General features: G+C 68.3%; 11 protein-coding genes. 6 read left to right on the plus strand and 5 right to left on the minus strand.

From position 1 onward, the window contains the following. Positions 1-10: 10 nt before the first annotated feature. Genes treS through glgB form a run of 3 tightly spaced genes read left to right on the plus strand, consistent with a single transcriptional unit; the run spans position 11 to position 5270 of the window. Complete coding sequence (gene treS, locus DB31_RS08505; RefSeq protein WP_044185048.1) at positions 11-1666, plus strand: maltose alpha-D-glucosyltransferase; 1656 nt, start codon at positions 11-13, stop codon at positions 1664-1666. Next, positions 1663-2994: a phosphotransferase gene (locus DB31_RS08510; RefSeq protein ID WP_044185050.1), complete on the plus strand. Its 1332-nt coding sequence runs from the start codon at positions 1663-1665 to the stop codon at positions 2992-2994. Before treS ends, DB31_RS08510 begins: the two co-directional genes overlap by 4 nt. After that, on the plus strand, positions 2991-5270 hold the full coding sequence (gene glgB / locus DB31_RS08515; protein WP_083968076.1) for a 1,4-alpha-glucan branching protein GlgB: 2280 nt from the start codon (positions 2991-2993) through the stop codon (positions 5268-5270). The genes DB31_RS08510 and glgB overlap by 4 nt, the downstream gene beginning before the upstream one ends. On the opposite strand, the gene DB31_RS08520 is transcribed toward glgB, so the two are convergent. Further along, entirely contained in the window at positions 5253-5774 is a 522-nt protein-coding gene (locus DB31_RS08520; protein WP_044185053.1) for a gamma-glutamylcyclotransferase family protein, read from the minus strand. The two genes, glgB and DB31_RS08520, sit on opposite strands and share 18 nt — an antisense overlap. A 233-nt stretch (positions 5775-6007) precedes the next feature. Between DB31_RS08520 and DB31_RS08525 the strand changes: the two genes are divergently transcribed. Next, positions 6008-12016, plus strand: a complete 6009-nt coding sequence (locus tag DB31_RS08525; RefSeq protein WP_083968077.1) for a S8 family serine peptidase — start codon at positions 6008-6010, stop codon at positions 12014-12016. Between the two features lie 157 nt (positions 12017-12173). Here the strand turns inward: DB31_RS08525 and DB31_RS08530 are convergent, their stop codons facing one another. Together DB31_RS08530 and DB31_RS08535 are read right to left on the minus strand one after the other, a co-directional pair. Then, complete coding sequence (locus DB31_RS08530; RefSeq protein ID WP_044185054.1) at positions 12174-12770, minus strand: GbsR/MarR family transcriptional regulator; 597 nt, start codon at positions 12768-12770, stop codon at positions 12174-12176. After that, positions 12767-13765 carry a polyprenyl synthetase family protein gene (locus DB31_RS08535; RefSeq protein ID WP_044185056.1) on the minus strand — a complete coding sequence of 333 codons (999 nt, stop codon included), beginning with the start codon at positions 13763-13765 and terminating at the stop codon, positions 12767-12769. Before DB31_RS08535 ends, DB31_RS08530 begins: the two co-directional genes overlap by 4 nt. 200 nt (positions 13766-13965) lie before the next feature. Between DB31_RS08535 and DB31_RS08540 the strand changes: the two genes are divergently transcribed. After that, on the plus strand, positions 13966-15513 hold the full coding sequence (locus DB31_RS08540) for an MFS transporter (protein WP_044185058.1): 1548 nt from the start codon (positions 13966-13968) through the stop codon (positions 15511-15513). Between the two features lie 12 nt (positions 15514-15525). On the opposite strand, the gene DB31_RS08545 is transcribed toward DB31_RS08540, so the two are convergent. Continuing rightward, positions 15526-17031: a methyl-accepting chemotaxis protein gene (locus DB31_RS08545; protein WP_240486593.1), complete on the minus strand. Its 1506-nt coding sequence runs from the start codon at positions 17029-17031 to the stop codon at positions 15526-15528. A gap of 110 nt (positions 17032-17141) precedes the next feature. Then, on the minus strand, positions 17142-17930 hold the full coding sequence (locus DB31_RS08550; protein WP_044185064.1) for a hypothetical protein: 789 nt from the start codon (positions 17928-17930) through the stop codon (positions 17142-17144). Between the two features lie 78 nt (positions 17931-18008). On the opposite strand from DB31_RS08550, the gene DB31_RS08555 reads away from it, so the two are divergent. After that, positions 18009-20078 (plus strand): OPT family oligopeptide transporter, encoded by a 2070-nt coding sequence (locus tag DB31_RS08555; protein WP_044185067.1) that lies wholly within the window; start codon positions 18009-18011, stop codon positions 20076-20078. The last annotated feature ends 8 nt before the right edge of the window (positions 20079-20086 follow it).

Genomic DNA, 20086 nt, shown 5'->3' on the forward strand with positions numbered 1-20086 from the left:
CGAGAGGCGTATGGAACAGGACCCGCTTTGGTTCAAGAAGGCCCTCATCTACGAGGTACACATCCGCGCGTTCCATGACTCGAACGCGGACGGCCACGGCGACATCCCCGGCCTGATCGAGAAGCTGCCGTACCTCCAAGATCTGGGCGTGGACTGCCTCTGGCTGCTGCCCCACTACCCCTCCCCGCTCCGGGACGACGGCTACGACATCGCGGACTACTACGCCGTCCACCCGGACTACGGCACGCTGGCGGACTTCCAGCGCTTGGTGGAGGCCGCCCACCAGCGCGGCATCCGCGTCATCACCGAGCTGGTGGTGAACCACACCAGCGATCAGCACCCGTGGTTCCAGGAGTCCCGGCGCGATCCCAAGAGCCCCAAGCGCGACTGGTACGTCTGGAGCGACACGGACGACAAGTACAAGGGCACGCGCATCATCTTCCTGGATACCGAGCGCTCCAACTGGACGTGGGATCCGGTGGCCAAGCAGTACTTCTGGCACCGGTTCTTCAGCCACCAGCCGGACCTCAACTACGACAACCCCGAGGTCCAGGAGGCCATGCTGGACGTCATGCGCTTCTGGCTGAACATGGGGGTGGACGGGTTCCGGTGCGACGCGGTGCCCTATCTCTTCGAGCGCGAGGGCACCAACTGCGAGAACCTCCCGGAGACGCACGCCTTCCTCAAGCGCCTGCGCAAGACGATCGACACCGAGTATCCGAACAAGATGCTCCTGGCCGAGGCCAACCAGTGGCCCGCGGACGTGCGCGTCTACTTCGGCGACGGCGACGAGTTCCACATGGGGTTCCACTTCCCCGTGATGCCTCGCCTCTTCATGGCCGTGCGCAAGGAGGACCGGGCGCCCATCGTGGAGATCCTCCAGCAGACGCCGGAGATTCCGGAGAACTGCCAGTGGGCCATCTTCCTGCGCAACCATGACGAGCTGACGCTGGAGATGGTGACGGACGAGGACCGCGACTACATGTACCGGGAGTACGCGATGGACCCCCGGATGCGGATCAACCTCGGCATCCGCAGGCGCTTGGCCCCGCTGATGGACAACGGGCGCCGCCGCATCGAGCTGATGCACAGCCTGCTCTTCACCCTGCCCGGCACGCCTGTCATGTACTACGGCGACGAGATCGGCATGGGCGACAACATCTACCTGGGCGATCGCAACGGTGTGCGCACCCCCATGCAGTGGACGGGCGACCGCAACGCCGGTTTCAGCCGGGCCGACAACGCGCGGCTGTTCGCCCCGGTGATCGCCGATCCCGTGTACGGCTACCAGGGCATCAACGTGGAGGCCCAGGACCGCATCAAGACGTCTCTGCTGCACTGGGTGAAGCGGCTCATCAAAGTGCGCCAACGCTACCCGGCCTTCGCGCTAGGAAAGCTGCGCTTCGTCAACCCGGACAACCACCGGGTGCTCGCCTTCACCCGCGAGTGGCAGGGCCAGACGATCCTCATCGTCTGCAACCTCTCGCGCTACGCGCAGCCGGCGGTCATCGATCTGCGCGAGTGGGAGGGCTATGTCCCCGTGGAGTTGATGGGCGAAACCCCCTTCCCTCGAATCTCATCGATGCCGTATCAGCTCTCCATGGGTCCCTACATGTTCTTGTGGTTTCGGCTCGAGAAGCCCCTTCCGGGGAGGACGCAGTCATGACACCCGTGGATCTCGCCCGGCTGCCCGAATTTCTGAAGCAGCAGCGCTGGTTCAGCGGCAAGGCCTGGCCCATCAAGTCCGTCTCCGTGGTGGATCACGCCACCCTGGACTTTGGCCCCTGCGCGTTCAGCCTCGCCATCGTCGAGGTGCTGTACGAGCTGGGCAAGTCCGAGCGCTACCTGCTGCCCGTCAAGCCCTCCTCGGAGGGCGTTCAGGATGCGCTCGAGGACGTGGAGTGCCTGCGAGCCCTCTTCCGCTTGATCCGCGAGCAGAAAGAGGCCTCCTCCGCCTCCGGCCGCGTGCACGGAGAGTGGCTCCCCACCGAGGAGGGCCGCCTGTCGCTGCCCGAGCCCATCACCGTGCGCCGGCTCATGGTGGAGCAGAGCAACACCTCCGTGGTCTTCGGGGAGAAGGTCATCCTCAAGATCATCCGCAAGCTGGAGGTGGGGGTGAACCCAGAGCACGAGATGGGGCGCTTCCTCGCCACGCGCACCTCCTTCCGCGCCATGCCCACGCTGCTCGGCGCGCTCCTCCTGGAGGGCGCTTCCGGCGCCACGCTCGGGCTGGTGCACCGCTTCGTCCCCAACGCCGTGGATGGCTGGAAGTACACGCTGGATCGGTTCCGCAAGGCCGAGCCGCTGGACGCCTCCTTCCTGGAGGAGATGAAGGAGATGGGGCGCCGCCTGGGCGAGCTGCACAAGGCCCTGGCCTCGGACGCCAGTGATCCCGTCTTCGCCCCGGAGCCGGTGCTCCAGGAGGATCTGCAGCGCTGGAGCGCCTCCATCATGGGCGAGCTGGGCGTGACGCTGGCGGACGCGGGCCGGCTGCATGTGGATCTGGAGCGCCAGCGCGAGCGCCTGCTGGAGCACGCGCGGCGGCTGGCCCACGTGACTCCGTCCGGGCAGAAGATCCGCATCCACGGTGATCTCCACCTGGGCCAGGTGCTGCGCTCCGAGGACCAGTGGCTCATCTTCGACTTCGAGGGTGAGCCGTCCCGCACCTTCACCCAGCGCCGGGAGAAGTACTCGCCGCTGCGGGACGTGGCGGGCATGCTGCGCTCGTTCGACTACGCCGAGGCCACGGTGCTGCTCGAGGGCAATCCGCCCGCGCCGCGCATGGCTCCCTCTCGCGATGCGTTCCTCGCGGGCTACCGGGAGGTGACCCGGGGTGCCGCCTTCCTCCCGGCGGATGAAGAGACGTTCTGGGTGATGTTGCGCGCATTCGAATTGGAGAAGCTCCTCTACGAAGTGCGCTATGAGCTGGCGAACCGCCCGGATTGGGTCCGAATCCCCGTCCAGGCCCTCTTGCGCATGGAGGATCCGAAGTGAAGAAGCCCGCCGACCGGCAGCAGATCGACGCGGAGATCCAGCTTGTCACCGAGCTGCGGCACCCGGAGCCGCACCGGGTGCTCGGTATTCACCCGGATGGGGATGGCGTGGTGATCCGCGCCTTCCGGCCGGATGCCGCCGCCATTCATGTCATCCCCGACTTCGGGGGCCGCATCTCCATGGAGCATCGCAAGGGCGGCGTCTTCGAGGCGCGGCTCAACGGGCGCGATCAGGTCTTCAACTACCTGATCGAAGTGGAGTACCCGGGTGGCAAGGTCTTCACCCTGAGGGATCCGTACAGCTACACGCCCACCCTCGGCGAGCTGGACCTGTACTACGCGGGCGAGGGCCGCCACGAGAAGCTCTGGGATCGCATGGGCGCCCACCTGATCCACCACCACGGGGTGGCCGGTGTGTCCTTCGCGGTCTGGGCCCCCACGGCGGCCGGCGTGTCCGTGGTGGGTGACTTCAACAGCTGGGATGGGCGGCTGCACACCATGCGGCGCATGGGCGCCTCCGGCATCTGGGAGCTGTTCATCCCCGAGGTCGGCGAGGGCACGCGCTACAAGTTCGAGATCCGGCCCAACGGTAGCGGCCCGGCCATGCTCAAGGCGGACCCGTTCGCCTTCCGCACCGAGGTTCCGCCCGCCACCGCGTCCGTGGTGCACGATCTGCGCCGCTTCACGTGGTCGGACGAGAAGTGGCTGTCCTCCCGCGGCGAAGGCGTCCCCGCGCAGAAGCCGTGGAGCGTGTACGAAGTGCACCTGGGCTCGTGGCGGCGCGTCGTGGAGGACGGCGACCGGCCGATGACGTACCGCGAGCTGGCCCCCGCCCTGAGCGACTACCTCAAGCGCGTGGGCTTCACGCACGTGGAGTTCCTGCCCGTGGCGGAGCACCCGTATGGGCCCTCGTGGGGCTATCAGGTGGGCAACTACTACGCGCCCAGCGCCCGGTTCGGCCACCCGGATGACTTCCGCTTCCTGGTGAACCACCTGCACGAGGAGGGCATCGGCGTCATCGTCGACTGGGTGCCCGGGCACTTCCCCAAGGACGCGCACGCGCTGGGCAAGTTCGACGGCACGGCGCTCTACGAGCACGCCGATCCCCGCCAGGGCACGCAGCCCGACTGGGGCACGTTGGTCTTCAACTTCGGCCGCAACGAGGTGCGCAACTTCCTCATCGCCAACGCCCTGTTCTGGATCGAGGAGTACCACGTGGACGGCCTGCGCGTGGACGCAGTGGCCTCCATGCTCTACCTCGACTACAGCCGCCGCGCGGGCGAGTGGGTCCCCAACCGATGGGGCGGCCGCGAGAACGAGGAGGCCATCGCCTTCCTGCGCGAGCTCAATGAAGTCATCCGCCGCAAGCACCCGGGCGTGGTGATGATCGCCGAGGAGTCCACCGCATGGCCCAAGGTGAGCCAGCCCGTGAGCGAGGGCGGCCTGGGCTTCCACTTCAAGTGGAACATGGGGTGGATGCACGACACCCTGCGCTACTTCTCCAAGGATCCCGTCTACCGGCAGCACCACCACAACGACATGACGTTCGGCCTGCTCTACGCCTTCAGCGAGCACTTCATGCTCCCGCTGAGCCACGACGAGGTGGTGCACGGCAAGGGCTCGCTCTACGGGAAGATGCCGGGCGATCCGTGGCAGAAGCGCGCCAACCTGCGCGCGCTGCTCGCGTGGATGTGGGCCCACCCGGGCAAGAAGTTGCTCTTCATGGGCGGCGAGTTCGGCCAGCATGCCGAGTGGAACAGCGATCGCAGCCTGGACTGGCACCTGCTCGAGGATTCCGGCCACAAGGGCATCCAGACGCTGATGAGCGATCTCAACCGCCTCTACAAGGACATCCCCGCGCTCTACGACGCGGACAGCGAGCCCATCGGCTTCCAGTGGCTGCAGCCGGACGCGGCGGCCTCCAGCGTGTTCGCGTTCATCCGCCGCTCGCGGACGCCGGGGCGCCACGTGGTGTGCGTGGCCAACCTCACGCCCATCCCTCGCGAGGGCTACCGTCTCGGCTTCCCCCGTGTGGGCACCTACGTCGAGGTGCTCAACACGGACGCCGCCACCTACGGCGGCTCTGGCCTGGGCAACATGGGGCAGATCCAGACGGAGGCACGCCCCTGGGATGGCCAGGAAGCCTCCGCCGTGCTCACGCTCCCGCCGCTGTCCGTGCTCTGGTTCAGCACGGGCGTGCCCGCCTCCCCGGCGATCTCAGCGACCGAGCCCTCGGCCGCCGAGGCCCCGCCGGAGCGTCTACTCTCCTCGGCGTAGCCGCTCTACATAGTCCGCCGGGAGCCCCGCGCTCTCGGCGCCTCGCACCAGCGCCTCGATGAAGCGCGGGCTGATGGGCCCGTCTTTCGAGGCGCGCCGGGGCGACGTCGTGAACGCGGTGGCCTCCTGCTCCTTCCCGTCCACCCGGACGCGCACGGGGCGCTCGATGCACATCCCCGTCACGAAGCCCTCCTTGTGCTGGACGATGGGCCAGTCCTTGCCGGCGATCTCGAAGAGCCGCCCGAACACGCTCTGGCCCGGCACATCCGCCAGTCCCGCCACTCGCCCGCCCCACCAGCGAGAGGGAAAGTCGTACACCAGCCCTACGCCTACTGCCTCGGCCAGCTTCCCCTCAGGCAACTGGAAGAACTCATAGCTGTGCTGCGAGCGCCACTCCTCGAACGCCGCCCGGTCGAGGATCGTCGAGTAGCCGAAGTACAGCCGCGTGGCCGAGGCGTCCGCTGCCTCCCGTGCCTTCATCACCTGGTCGTAGTGCGCGTCCATGAGTTGGGTCCTCGTTCTCTGTCTCTCAAAAAATGGGGATCTTTGCCGCCCAGCATTTGTCTACATCTGGACCATAGGTAGTACTGTTCGCCATTTGAATTTTACTTGGTGCTCATGGTACGCGTTGTCGGTGAGGTCAGTGTTCGTCGTACCTAGAGACTTCCCTCACCGGATCCACCTCGAGCGCGGGTGGGGCTCGTTGATCGCAGCGCTCGCATGTCGGGGCAAAACACATGAAGAACTCAGTAACCCGGGTGCCCAAGAAGGGCATTCGCGCTCGGGGCACTCGCGTGCTCGGGCTGGCCAGCATGTTGTCGGTGCTGGCATGCGGACAGCAGAGTGGTCCCACCGCGAAGCCCGAAGCCGAGGGTCTCCGCTCGAGCCTCAAGTTCCACAAGGTTCAGCTTAGCGCGAAGCAGGCGCAGGAGCTGAAAGAGCGTGGCGCGAAGCTCGAGGTGATTGGCGACTACGGCAGCTTCACGCTGGTGAACGTGGATGACAAGGCGCTGGCTTCGCTGCCCCAGGGCGCGGAGGTTCGCGACGAGCTCAACGACATCCTGCTGAACGCTGGCACCATCAACACGCTGTCCGAGCACGGCCAGTCCCTGCGTGGCATGAAGCAGACCCCGGACAAGGCGGCCGCCGCGGGCAAGCGCTTCTACCTGGTGCAGTTCGCCGGCCCCGTGAAGGCTGAGTGGTACAAGCAGCTGGAGGCCACGGGCGTCAAGGTGGTGACGTACATCCCGAACAACGCCTACCTCGTGTACGGCGAGGACAGCTCGCTCAACTCGCTGCAGGGCCTGATCAACAACAAGGACAAGGACTCTGCCGCTTCGGTTCAGTGGGATGGCGAGTACCTGAACGACTACAAGCTCAACCGCTCCGTCCACACGTCCAACTCGGAGACGTTCGAGGTTCAGCTCATCAAGGACGAGCAGGCCAACGAGGCGACGCTGTCCCTCATCCAGCGCCTGCAGTCCAAGAGCGGAACGATCCAGGAGGCCTTCGGCTACGTGAACGTGAACACGTACCTGACGGTGAACGATCTCTATGAGATCGCCTCCCGTCCGGACGTGCTGTCCATTCAGCCGCGCCCGATGCCGCGCAAGTTCGACGAGCGGCAGAACATGATCGTGTCGGGTCACCTGAATGGTAACCAGATCACCGGTCCGGGCTGGCTCCAGTGGCTGGCCTCCAAGGGCTTCACGCAGGAGCAGTTCGCTGCGTCCGGCTTCGGCGTGGACGTGACGGACAGCGGCGTGGACAACGCCACCCCGGCGGCGCCCAACCACATGGGCCTCTACGTGGGCGGCAACGTCAACAGCACCAGCCGCCTGGTGTACTCGCGCCTCGAGGGCACGCCGCACTCGGGCAGCACCATCCAGGGCTGCGACGGCCACGGTAACCTGAACGCGCACATCATCGCGGGCTACAGCAACGAGTCCGGTGCGCCGTTCGAGGACACCGAGGGCTACAACTACGGCCTCGGCGTGGCGCCCTTCGTGAAGGTGGGCTCCTCCGTCATCTTCGACCCGGGCACCTTCACCAGCCCGGACTACGAGGATCTGCAGTCGCGCGCGTACCGCGACGGCATGCGCATCAGCTCCAACAGCTGGGGCGCTAGCACCCCTTCGTACACCTCGGATGCTCAGCGCTACGACTTCCTGGCTCGCGACGCGCAGCCGGAAGGCTCGGCGGTGGCCAACCCGGGTAACCAGGAAATGGTCATCGTCTTCGCCGCGGGCAACGACGGCTCCGGCGCGAGCACGGTGGGCAGCCCGGGTACCGCGAAGAACATCATCACCGCGGGCGCCTCCAAGAACGTCCACGTGTTCGGCGCGGCGGATCAGTGCAACGTGCCTGACAGCGACGCCAACGACGCGATGGGCATCGTGGGCTTCTCCAGCCGCGGCCCGGCCGCGGACGGCCGCAAGAAGCCGGAGATCATGGCCCCTGGCACGCACGTGTCCGGCGGCGTGGCTCAGGCGAACCTGGCCACCAACCCGCCGAGCGGCAACGGCCAGGCGCTGAGCTGCTTCGACGCCTCGGGCGTGTGCGCCGGCCCCGGCACCAGCAACTTCTGGCCCGTGGGCCAGCAGTGGTACACGGCCTCCTCCGGTACGTCGCACTCCACCCCGGCCGTCGCCGGTGGCGCGGCGCTGGTGCGCCAGTACTTCATCAACCAGGGCTTCAACACGCCGAGCGCGGCGATGACGAAGGCCTACCTGATGAACTCGACCCGTTACATGACGGGCACGGGCGCCAACGACAACCTCTGGTCCAACAACCAGGGTATGGGCCTGATGGACCTGGCCCTGGCGTTCGACGGCACCCCGCGCACGCTGGATGACCAGAACCCGGCCAACCTCTTCACCGCTACGGGCCAGACGCGCACCTTCACCGGCGCGGGCGGCGATCCGACCAAGCCGTTCCGCGTCACCCTGGCGTGGACGGACGCTCCGGGCTCCACCACCGGTAGCGCCTGGAAGAACGACCTGAACCTCGAGGTGACGTTCAACGGTACCACCTACAAGGGCAACGTCTTCACCGGCGCCAACTCCACGACGGGTGGCACGGCGGACGCTCAGAACAACGTGGAGAGCGTGTTCCTGCCCGCGGGCACCTCCGGTCCCTTCACCATCACGGTGACGGCGGCCAACATCAACTCGGACGGCGTGCCGGGCAACGACAGCGCGATCGACCAGGACTTCGCCCTGGTGGCCTACAACACCTGCGGTGATACCCCGGCTCCGGTCACGGACGCGGCGATCTCCATCCCGGGTGACAACCAGGTCCAGATCGCGTGGACGGACATCTCTGGCGCCACCTCGTACAACGTCTACCGCGCCAGCACCGCGGGCGGCCCGTACACCAAGCTGGGCAGCGTGGCCCACTCGCCGTTCGTGGACACCACGGTCTCCGGCGGCAGCACCTACTACTACGTGGTGAAGAGCAACATCTGCGTCGAGGCGGCTCCCTCCAACGAGGTCAGCATCACCGCCACCGGCGCGTGCACCCTGCTGCCCACGTTCGCGGGTCTCACCAGCGCGAGCAACGCGGCGGCGGCCACCTGCGGCACCACCCTGGCCTGGTCTGCGGCCACGCCGGCGTGCAGCGGCACGGTGACCTACTCGGTCTACCGCTCCACCACCGCGGGCTTCACCCCGTCCATCGCCAACAAGATCGCCACGGGCATCACGGGCTCCAGCTTCTCGGATGACCTGAACCTGACCGAGCGGACGACGTACTACTACGTGGTGCGCGCCACGGAGACGGCCGGTGCCGTCACCGAGGAGCAGAACACCGTGCAGAAGTCCGCGACGCCGACGGGCGCTGTCAACCCGGGCGCTCGGTTCTTCGACGACCTGGATGGCAACCGTCCCCCGAACGCGGCCGCGTACTACATCGCGACCACCACGGGCACCTCGGGCACGATCAACCAGACCACGGGCTGCCACTGGCAGTCGTCCAACAAGTCCTACCGCTTCGGCGCGGCCAGCACGGCGTGCGCTGGCACCTACCCGGCCAGCGCGACCGGCACCCTGTTGCTGGGCGGCAACGGCTCCACGGCGGGCGTGAACGGCTTCGCGATTCCGGCTGGCACGTACGGCTCGGCGCTGACGTTCAACATCTGGTACAGCTTCGAGACGCGCTACGACGGCGCTTGGCTGCAGTACAGCACCACGGGCGCCACTGGCACCTTCATCAACGTGGGTGACACGGCGTCCACGACGGCTCCGTACATCTCCGCGGGTGGCTACGACAACACGCTGTCCAGCGCCACGACGACCCGCATCTGGACGGGCAACAACCAGGGTCCCAACGCCGGCCTGAAGGCCGTCACGGTGAACCTGGACGCGCTGGCCGGCCAGACGGTGTGGTTCGCCTACAAGTTCTCCACGGACAGCTCCGTCAACAACGAGGGCTTCTATGTGGACGACATCCGCGTCAACGCGGATACGATCTCGAGCTGCACCACCAACACGCCTCCTCCGGGTCCTGCCGTCTCCTACCGGGTGACGAACCTGGCGGCCACGGCGACCGCGGGCACGCCGACGACGTTCGACATCACCGCGCTGGACGCGCTGGGTCAGACGGCGAGCAGCTACTCCGGTAGCGCGACCATCACCAGCTCGGACACGACGGCGGTGCTGCCGGGTCCTGCGGCGTTCACCGCGGGCCAGGCCACGGGCGTGAGCATCGAGTTCCGCAAGGCGGGCGCGCAGACCGTCACGGCGAGCGACTCGGCCGACCCGTCCATCCAGGGCCGTGCCTCCACCACGGTCACCGCGGGCGCGCCGGCCAGCCTGATCTTCAGCACGCAGCCTTCGAACAGCGTGGCGGGTAGCTCCATCGCCCCGCCGGTGAAGGTGAGCATGGCGGATCAGTTCGGCAACGCGGTCACCACGGGCTCCACCAGCGTCACGGTGGCCCTGGGTGCCAACCCGGGCGGCAGCACGCTCTCGGGCACCACCACGGTGAACGCCTCCAACGGCGTGGCGACGTTCAGCAACCTGTCGCTGCAGAAGGTGGCGACGGGCTACACGCTGACGGCCAGCGCGGACGGTCTGACGGGCACCACCAGCAACGCCTTCGCGATCACTCCGGCGGCTGCGGCCAAGATGGCCATCCTGACCCAGCCCTCCAACACGGTCGCGGGTACGAGCATCACCCCGGCGGTGGAGGTGACGATCCTCGACCGGTTCGACAACCAGACGACCTCGACGGCGAACGTGACGGCGACGCTGACCGGCACGCCGCGCGGCGGCACTCTGTCCGGCACCACCACGGTGGCGGCGGTCGCGGGCCGTGCGTCGTTCGGTAACCTGTCGGTGGACAAGGCGGCCACGGGCTACACGCTGACCCTGAGCTCTACGGGCCTCACCGCCCTGGAGACCTCTGCGTTCGACATCAGCGCGGCGGCCCCGCACCACGTGCTCATCAACCCGGACCGCCAGCCGACGGACACGGAGAAGAACCGCGTCATCACGCCGGCGGTGCAGGCGACCATCTACGACCGGTTCGGCAACGTGGCCACGCAGGCCACCACCAAGGTCTCCGCGGCGCTCGCCAGCAACCCGAAGGGCGCGACGCTGCGCGGGACGACCTCGGTCAACCCGGTCAGCGGTGTGGCGACCTTCAGCGATCTGTCGATCAACAAGGAAGGCCCGAACTACACCCTCATCATCGGTGCGAGCGGGCTGCGCTCCGACACCAGCGTGGGCTTCGATGTCACGGGCCGCGGCAACAACGCCCAGGACCAGCTGAAGTTCCACACCCTCTCGAACACGCTCGAGGCGGGCACGACGTTCACCGCCCTCGAGGTGGAGCTGCAGGATGACCTGGGCAACCGGGTGGACAGCTCGGATGTCGTGACGCTGAGCCTCGGCGAGAACACGACGGGGGGCCAGCTGCTGGGCACCACGTCCGTGGCCGCGGTCAACGGCGTGGCGAAGTTCGAGAACATCACCCTGCACAAGGCCGGCAGCGCCTACTCGCTGGTGGCCAAGGCGGCGGGCTTCGTGGATGCCACGAGCTCGGCGTTCGCGGTGACCCCGGGTGCGGTGGCTCGCTTCGAGGTGACGGTGCCGACGACGGTGTCCGCGGGTGAGGAGACCTCGATCTCCGCCACCGCGTACGACGCTTACGGCAACGTGGCGGCCAACTACGGCGGCGCGGTCAAGGTGACCAGCTCCGACGCGGGCGCTGCGTACTCGGCCAACGCGACGTTCGTCGAGGGCAAGCTGAACAACTTCAAGGTGACGTTCAAGAGCAGCGGCACCAAGACGATCACCTTCACGGACGCGACCAACGCGAGCCTGGCCAGCACGAGCCAGACCAGCGTGATCGCGTTCGGCCAGCCGCGGGCGGAGATCACCAGCCCCACGGGTGGCACGGACGTCGAGGGCTCGGTCACCATCAACGCGACGGCGGCGGTGGCTGCGGGCAACACGCTGGCGAAGCTCCAGATCCTCGTGGATGGGGCGGAGATCGCCAGCGGCTCTGAGAGCTCGCTGACCGGTACCTGGAAGAGCGACAACGCCGAGCCGGGCGCGCACATCATCACCGCTGTCGTCACCGATGGTGCCGGCAATGTGGTGACGTCTTCCCCGGTGATCGTCTCCGTGGCTGGCGGTTGCGGCTGCGGTGCGACCTCGGGCACGGACGCAGCGGTGTACCTGGGCCTGCTGGTCCTGGCGCGCTACCTGCTGGGCCGCCGCCGGGCGAACACGGCGGTCTGATGACCGACGCGGCCCCGGGCGCCTGAACGAGGCGCCCCGGGGCTGACCGGGCGGAGAAGCACGTTCCGCCCGGGTGCTTCGCAGAGACGCTCGAAAAAAGAATGCGCCGGCGAGGAGTTCTCCCGCCGGCGCATTTTCTTTTGGGGGTGAGTGCTTGTTAGCGGGCCTTCTTGCGGGCCCCGCTGCTGTCGTCGCGGAAGGCGCTGAGCACCCCGCCCACGTCCAGCCGCGCCGTCTTGATGAAGAGGCGAATGGCCTTCTCCACGTGCTCCGCCAGGGTGGCCATCTTCTCCAGCCGCTGGAGCCGCTCGGTGTCCACCCCACCCGCCTGCTGGGCCAGCCGGCGCGCCTCGGCGAGATCGGCGCGGATGCGCGCGACGAAGCCCGCCTCGCGCTCCTCGATGACGTGCGTCACCATGCGGACCAGATCCGTCTCCGCCCCGTAGCGCCAGACGGTGTCCGAGGGCTGGCGGACGCGCTGGATGACGCCCCAGCGCTCCAGGTCTCTCAGGAGCATGGAGACACCGCCCTTGGAGAGATCCAGCTCGCGCTCGATCTCACCAGCGGTGAGCGGCTCACCGCGCAGGTACAGCAGGGCCCAGACGCGGCCCTGATTGCGCTTGAACCCCCAGAACTCGATGACGTTGCCCACGGCCTCCACGGCCATGGTCTCCCACGGCTGCAAGGGGCCTTGCGCCGGGAGCGTCTGCGGGCCCGGCGGGGACTCGCCACCTGTCCAGAGGTAGCCCTTCATGCAACGCGGCTCCGGACCTGATCGGTGATGCCGGCGGACAGCTTGCGCGCCCAGCTCACCAGCTCCTGGCCGCCCGGGGTGTTCGCGAAAGGCCCGAGCCGATCCAGCGCCGCCTCGAGCTCCACGTTCAGCTTGGCCAGCGACTGGTCCACCGCACCGGTGGCGATGATGCCCGCGCCCAGCTCCTGAGCGCGCTCTGGGGAGATGCTGGAGAAGGCCCAGGCGTCGCGCAGCTTGCGGCGCAGCCCGTCGTCCTGCGCCAGGGCCAGGAGCATGGGCATCGAGGGCGTGCGCGAGTGCAGATCCGCGTACTGCGGCTTGCCCACATCCGTGCCGAGGATGTCGCGGATGTCGTCGGCGATCTGGAAGGCCACGCCCAGGTGGCGGCCGAAGCCGTCGAAGCGCTGCACGGCGTCAGGCTCCACGCCGATCAGCGCGGCGGCCTGGCCGCACCAGCCGAACAGAGAGCCCGTCTTGCCCTCGGCGATGTAGCGCAGGCGGGGCAGGGACAGATCCAGAGCGCCACGCGCCTCCACCTCGGCGATGGCCGCGCGGGTCATCTCGGAGACGACGGCCAGGGCGCTCTGGGCCAGGCGCGCGTCCATCTCCACCAGCCGCAGCAGCGTGGAGGACAGGATGAGGTCGCCGCTCATGACCGCGACGATGTTGCCCCAGCGGGCGTTCACCGTGGGCCGGCCGCGGCGGGACATGCCGCCGTCCACCACGTCATCGTGCAGGAGACTGGCTGAGTGGATAAGCTCGGCGGCCACGGCGATGTCGACGAGCCGGTCCGGGGGCACGCCCACCGCGTCTCCGAAGAGGCGCACCAGCATGGGACGGGCGCGCTTGCCGCCGCCGCCCAGGACGAGGTGTCGCGCCGCCGCCATCAACGGGTCGCCCTGCACGCCCGGCCCGGCGTCTCCGTCTACCAGCGCGGCGCCAATGCGCTGCTCCACCATCCCCAGAAAGTCCGACAGCTCGTGAGCCAGTTCCATGAGCGACCTTATCTCCCTCGTCCGTTCATATAGTTCAAGACCGCGTGAACAGCACAGGGAAACCTTCGGGGTTTTCACGGCGTGTCCTTGCGAGGTGATGCGAGGTATCAGCAGAGCCGGTGTAGGAGAACCGAGGCCTGGCTGCCCCCCGAGCGTCCTGTCGCAGTGCGTCGAGGTGGGTTTGAGTCCGAGGGAGGTGCATGAGACAGAGAGGGAGGCCTCTCACCCCGCCTGTGGATCGCGTGTCTCCCACCGCCTCACGTCGCCCGTTCCTGCGCAGCCTCTCCACCCTCGCCACCGCCATCCCGCTGTTCCGTCCCGGTGGCTCCGTCCCGGGGGCCAACGCCCCGCTGCTCAGCGGCCCGCTTCCGGACGAGTCCCCCTCGTCCCCTCGTGAGCGCCCGGGGCTGCGCCTGTCGCTGCGGACCTCCGTGGTGGAGGGCATGTTCGCGGAGGTGTTCACCGCGTGCGCCGGAGCCACGGTGCTCACGGCGTGGGCCATCGCGCTGAAGCTGGGGCCCTTCCTGGTGGGGGTGATGACCTCCATCTCCTTCTTCGCCCAGTTCGTGCAGTTCCCAGCGGCGTGGCTGACCTCCGCGTTCGGGCACCGGCGGGTGGCGCTTACGGCGGTGTGCCTGTCCCGGCTGCTGATGCTGCCGCTGTGCCTGGTGCCGTGGCTGCCGCTGACACTGGCCGGGCAGCAACGCCTGCTGGTGGCGATCGCCGCGGGCTCGGCTGTGCTGGGGGTGGTGGGCAACAACGCATGGGTGGCGTGGATGAGCGAGCTCGTCCCCCGCCCACTCCGAGGCCGCTTCTTCGGCCGGCGCACCGCTCTGTGCACCCTGGCGGGCACGCTGGCGTCGCTGGTGGCCGGGGTGTTCCTGGACCAGGGCCGTCAGCTTCAGGCGGTGGGCGCCGCGCTGCCGCTGCTCGCCGCGGTGGCGTGTGTCATGGGCGTCATCACCACGCTGCTGCTGGCCCGGCAGCACGATCCGGCGCCCGGGAGCACGCCGCTCCGGCTGGATCTCGAGGCCGCGAGGATGCCGCTGCGCGATCCGCGCGCGCGCCGGGTGTTGATCTACCAGGTGGTGTGGAACGCGGCGATCGGCCTGTCCGGGCCCTACTTCACGCTGCACATGCTCCAGAACCTGAAGATGACGTTCGTCGTCATGGCGATCTACTCCGCGGCGGTGGCGGCGGTGCGCATGCTGCTGGCGCCGGTCTGGGGGCGGATCATCGATCGGGTGGGAGCGCAGCCGGTGGTGCTCGGGTGCTCGCTGGCGCTCGTGCTGGTGCCGCTGGTCTGGCTGGTGCCCACCGCGGATCTGCTGTGGCCGCTGGTGTTCGACGTCCTGCTCGCGGGCGCGCTCTGGAGCGGGCATGGGCTCGCGGTGTTCGCGCTGCCGCTGTCGGTGGCTCCCCGCGAGGGCCGTCCCTTCTACCTGGCGGCCTTCGCCACCGCGGGCGGGCTGGCCTATGCGGCGGCCTCGGCGCTCGGCGGCGGCCTGGCGAGCGTCCTGCCCTCCCAGTTCATCCTCGGGAGCCATGCCTGGGTGAACCTGCAGGTCCTCTTCGTGCTCTCGTCGGTGGTCCGGCTCGCGGCGGCCTTCCTCGCCGCTCGCATCATCGAGCCGGATGCGCGCACGATCTGCTCCATCGGCGCCTTGCTGGAGCTGCTGTGGCGGCGTGCCCGCCCGGAGCCCGCGCCCGTGCTGGCCGAGGCCCGGACGGGCGCCCGCGAGCCCTGAGCCGGCCCAAGATTAGAGCCGGTAGCCGCGAACCACCTGGGAGACGCGCTCGGACAGGGCCTGGAGCGATTCCACCGAGGAGGTGGTGGCGGTGATGCGCTCCAGGGTGCCGTTCATCAGCGAGTTCAGATCGTTCACGGCGTTGGAGATCTGCTCGATGCCGGTGGTCTGCTGGCTCACGGTGGTGGCGATCTGCCGCACCGAGGCCGAGCTGTCCCGGACGATGTCCGACAGGGCCTGGAGGTTCTCACCGGACTCGCGGATCTTCGCGATCCCCTCCTCCATGCGGAGGGTGCCCTCCTCGGAGATCTGCACGGTGGTGGCGATGGCCTCGCTCACCCCTCCGAGCAGATCCCGCACTTGAGAAGTCGCCCGGATGGACTGATCGGCCAGGGCGCGGATCTCTCGGGCCACCACGGCGAAGCCCTTTCCATGCTCGCCGCTGCGCACGGCCTCGATGGCGGCGTTGAGCGCGAGCATGTGGGACTGGTCCGCCAGATCCTTCACCGTCTGGGTAATGCCGCCGATCTGCCGGGTGCGCTCGCCCAGCGAGGTGATCTGCGCGCCGACCTGCTTCACCTGCCCGAGCATCTCCACCAGGCCGTGGATGCTCTCGCTGATGGCGGCGCCGCCCGTCTTGCCCAGCTCGTCGGCGCGCGCGGCCACCTGGAGCACGGACTCCGCCGTCCGGGAGGCATCCGAGGCCGTCCGGTGGAGCTCCTGCGTGGTCGCCTGCGTCTCGTGGAGGGCGCTGGCGTAGCGGGTGGCCATGCGGCTCTGCTCCTCGGCGGAGTGGCTGAGCACGCGCACGGACTGGGTCATCAGCTCCGAGGAGAACTGGAGCTCATGGAGCACCTCCTTGAGCCGGTTCACCATGGCGGCGAAGGCCAGGGAGAGCTGGCCGATCTCGTCCTGGGAGTTCACCTCGATGGGCTCGCGCAGATCGCCCTGGTCGGCGATGCGCCGGGCCACCTCGGTGAGCCGCAGCAGCGGCGCCACCAGCCTCCGGCTGAAGAGGTAGCCCACGAGGCTGAAGCCCACCAAGGCGAGCACGAGCGCGCTGCCGAACCGCACGCTGAGCGTCCGGAGCTGCTGGAGCGTGTCAGTGCGGTCGAACCCCACGTGGACATGCCCGAGCTCCCCTCCGTTCACCGGGGCGTGCAGGGAGAGGATCGCGGCGCCATCGATCTGCAGGGGCTGGGAGCCCAGAATGGGGCTGAGCAGGCGATGGCGGATGCGGATCTCGTCCTTGAGCTTCCCCGAGAGGGCAAGCGGATCGCCGTTCTTGTCCAGCACGGCGATGTAGACGACGCGGGACTTGTCGGTGACCTCGTCGATGGCCTTTTGGACCCTGGCGGTCTGCTGGGTCTGGATCGGCTCCGCCAGCATGGAGGCCAGAGCGGCCGGCAACCCGGCGCCGATCTCCTGGCCCTGCGCGTCAAAGCCGTCCTGCATGCGCGGGAGGAGATAACCAAACGTGAGGAGCCCCGAGAGGACCGCCACACTGAGCGGGCCCAAGCTGAGCTTTTGGGAGAGAGAGAGGGAGAGGCGCATCACAGTAGGGCCTGGGGGGGGCCCTCTCCGGGAGGATGGCTTTTCCCGGATTTTGCCCGGCTTGGGGCCCGGAGTCATGTAACCGGCGGTGGAGATCTTCCCCGGATCATGAAATCCCAGGCCTCCAAGCGGCGATCCAGGGCAGTCAGGGCCCACAAATCGGCCGTATTTTCAGGGTCCAAGGCAGCGAGCGCCCGCCGCAGGGGCTCTCGGGCCTCAACCACCCCCCACTCCGAGAGCACGCGGAGCGCCATGATCGAGGAGCGCTCCTGGAGCAGCCCGAGCAGCGCGGCCACCACCCGCTCACTGTGCTCGGCGGAGAGCCGCTGCACGGCCTCGTGGCGCTCCTCGGGGGTGGAGTCGGGCTCGGCGAGCACTTGTGAGAGCGACTGGAAGCGCTCCGCCTCCAACAGCTCCCGAGGGCCACTGCGGACCCATTGCTCCACGGTGACGCTGGTGGGCCCGAACGAGACGCAGTCGCGCCCCACCCCATCGTCTCCGAAGAGGCCGAGGATGCGCTCCGGGGCGGGGGTGCCGCCCTCGATCAGCCCTCGGGCACGGGCCACGAGCCCCGAGGAGTCTCCAATCAGGTGGACACGGAGGACGGAGGCCTCGGTGTCGGGGCTCTGCTCGGGGGGGACCCTGCCCCACTTGAGGAAGATCTCGGCGAGCCCACGCTCGTGCACGTACCAGCGGTACTCGAGCCAGACGGCGCTGGGGCGGTCCGCGAAGCGCGGATCTCCGGGCTCGTAGAGGCGTGCGGCGCCCTCGGGGACACCCGCGAAGCAGCGGTCCACGAGGGCTTGGGCATCCTTGAGGCGCATGGCACGGCGCAGCGTGTGACAGAGGGCCGCTCCATTCAAGCCTGCCCTCTAGGCTTGGCTTCCTCGGGCTTGGACCTGTAGAAGGTGGCCAGCCAAGCCCTCCCTCCTGGGTCACCCATGTCCGAAACCGCCTCAGCCCCCGTAGCTCCGAAGGAAGCCGAGTTTCAGCCCTACATCTCCGCGGACCGAAGCGATGTCGCCGAGTTCACCCCCAAGGCCATCATCATCGGGGTGGTGTTCGGCATCATCTTCGGCGCCGCGACGGTGTACCTGGCCCTGAAAGCGGGCCTGACCGTGTCGGCCTCGATTCCGATCGCGGTGCTCGCCATCTCCCTGCTGAAGAAGCTGGGAGGCTCGACGATCCTCGAGAACAACGTGGTGCAGACCATCGGCTCGGCGGGCGAGTCCATCGCCGCGGGCGTGGTGTTCACCCTGCCGGGCTTCCTCTTCCTGAGCACGGAGAGCAACGGCGCCAGCTTCTTCGACTACTGGACCATCTTCACGCTGGCGCTGCTGGGCGGGGTGCTGGGCACGCTGATGATGGTGCCGCTGCGGCGCTCGCTGATCGTCAAGGAGCACGGCAACCTGCCCTACCCCGAGGGCACGGCATGCGCGTCGGTGCTCATCGCCGGTGAGAAGGGCGGCAACCTGGCGAAGATCGCCTTCCAGGGCGTGGGCTTCGCGTTCGCGTACGCCCTCCTCCAGAAGATCGCGAAGCTGATCGCCGAGACGCCCGCGCTGGTGACGGCGCAGACGAACAAGTACTTCCCGTCCGCCACGCTGAACGGCGAGATCACCCCCGAGTACATGGGCGTGGGCTACATCATCGGGCCGAAGATCGGTGGGGTGCTGGTGGCCGGTGGCGTGCTGGCGTGGCTGGGGATCATCCCGCTGCTGTCCTCGCTGGTGCCGCCGGACCTCATCGCCGCGCAGCTGGTGAAGCTGAGCTACCTCTCGAGCCTCACCACCGCGGGCGGCAAGGGCGGGTGGGATCCGGCGACGCACACGTTCGCCAGCACGGCGACGGCGGTCTACTTCGCGTATGTCCGGCAGATCGGCGCGGGCGCGGTGGCGGCCGGCGGCTTCATCACCCTGCTGAAGACGCTGCCGACGATCATCTCGGCCTTCAAGGAGAGCCTGGCCTCCCTGCGTGAGGGGGCCTCGGCGGCCGCCGCCAAGCGCACCGAGCGCGATCTGCCCATCACCGTGGTGCTGGCGGGCAGCGTGGGCCTCGTGGTGGTGATGGCGCTGCTGCCCTTCCTGCCGGGGACGATCTTCGGCCGGCTGCTGCTGGGCGTGCTCATCGTGGTGTTCGGCTTCTTCTTCGTGACGGTGGCCTCGCGCATCGTGGGCATCATCGGCTCGTCGTCCAACCCCATCTCGGGCATGACGATCGCCACGCTGATGGCCACCTGCCTCATCTTCATCGGCATCGGGTGGACGGGCGACGTGTACCAGCCCATGGCGCTGTGCGTGGGCGGCATGGTGTGCATCGCGGCGGCGAACGCCGGTGCCACCTCGCAGGACCTCAAGACGGGCTACCTGGTGGGCGCCACGCCTCGGGCGCAGCAGATCGGTCTGATGATCGGCGCGGTGGCGGCGTCCGTGGTGATCGGGCTCACCATCAAGCTGCTGGACACGCCCACCCCGGAGATGCAGGCCCAGGGCATCCAGCACATGATCGGCAGCGAGAAGTTCCCCGCGCCACAGGGAACGCTGATGGCCACGCTCATCAAGGGCCTGCTGGCCTTCAACCTGGACTGGCAGTTCGTCCTGGTGGGCGTGTTCCTGTCCGTGACGATGGAGCTGTGCGGCGTGAAGGCCCTGTCCTTCGCGGTGGGCGCGTATCTGCCCCTGTCCACCACGGCGCCCATCTTCGCGGGCGGCGTCATCAAGGGGCTGGCGGACTACGTGGCGCACCGCAAGGGCGAGAAGGTGGAGGAGTCCGAGCTGGGGCCCGGCAACCTGTTCGCCACGGGCCTGGTGGCCGGCGGCGCGCTGGCGGGCGTGCTGGTGGCCATCCTCTCGGTGAACGAGGGCATCTCCAAGGAGCTCGCGAAGATCAACCTGGAGCCGCGGCTCGAGCACGCGCTGGGCGCGGGCGGCTATCAGCTGCTCGGCGTCTTCTTCTTCGCGTTGATGGGCTTCGTGCTCTACCGCATCTCGCGCCGGCCGTCGGAGGTGTAGTCCGCGGC

The organism is Hyalangium minutum (assembly GCF_000737315.1).
Lineage (GTDB): Bacteria > Myxococcota > Myxococcia > Myxococcales > Myxococcaceae > Hyalangium > Hyalangium minutum.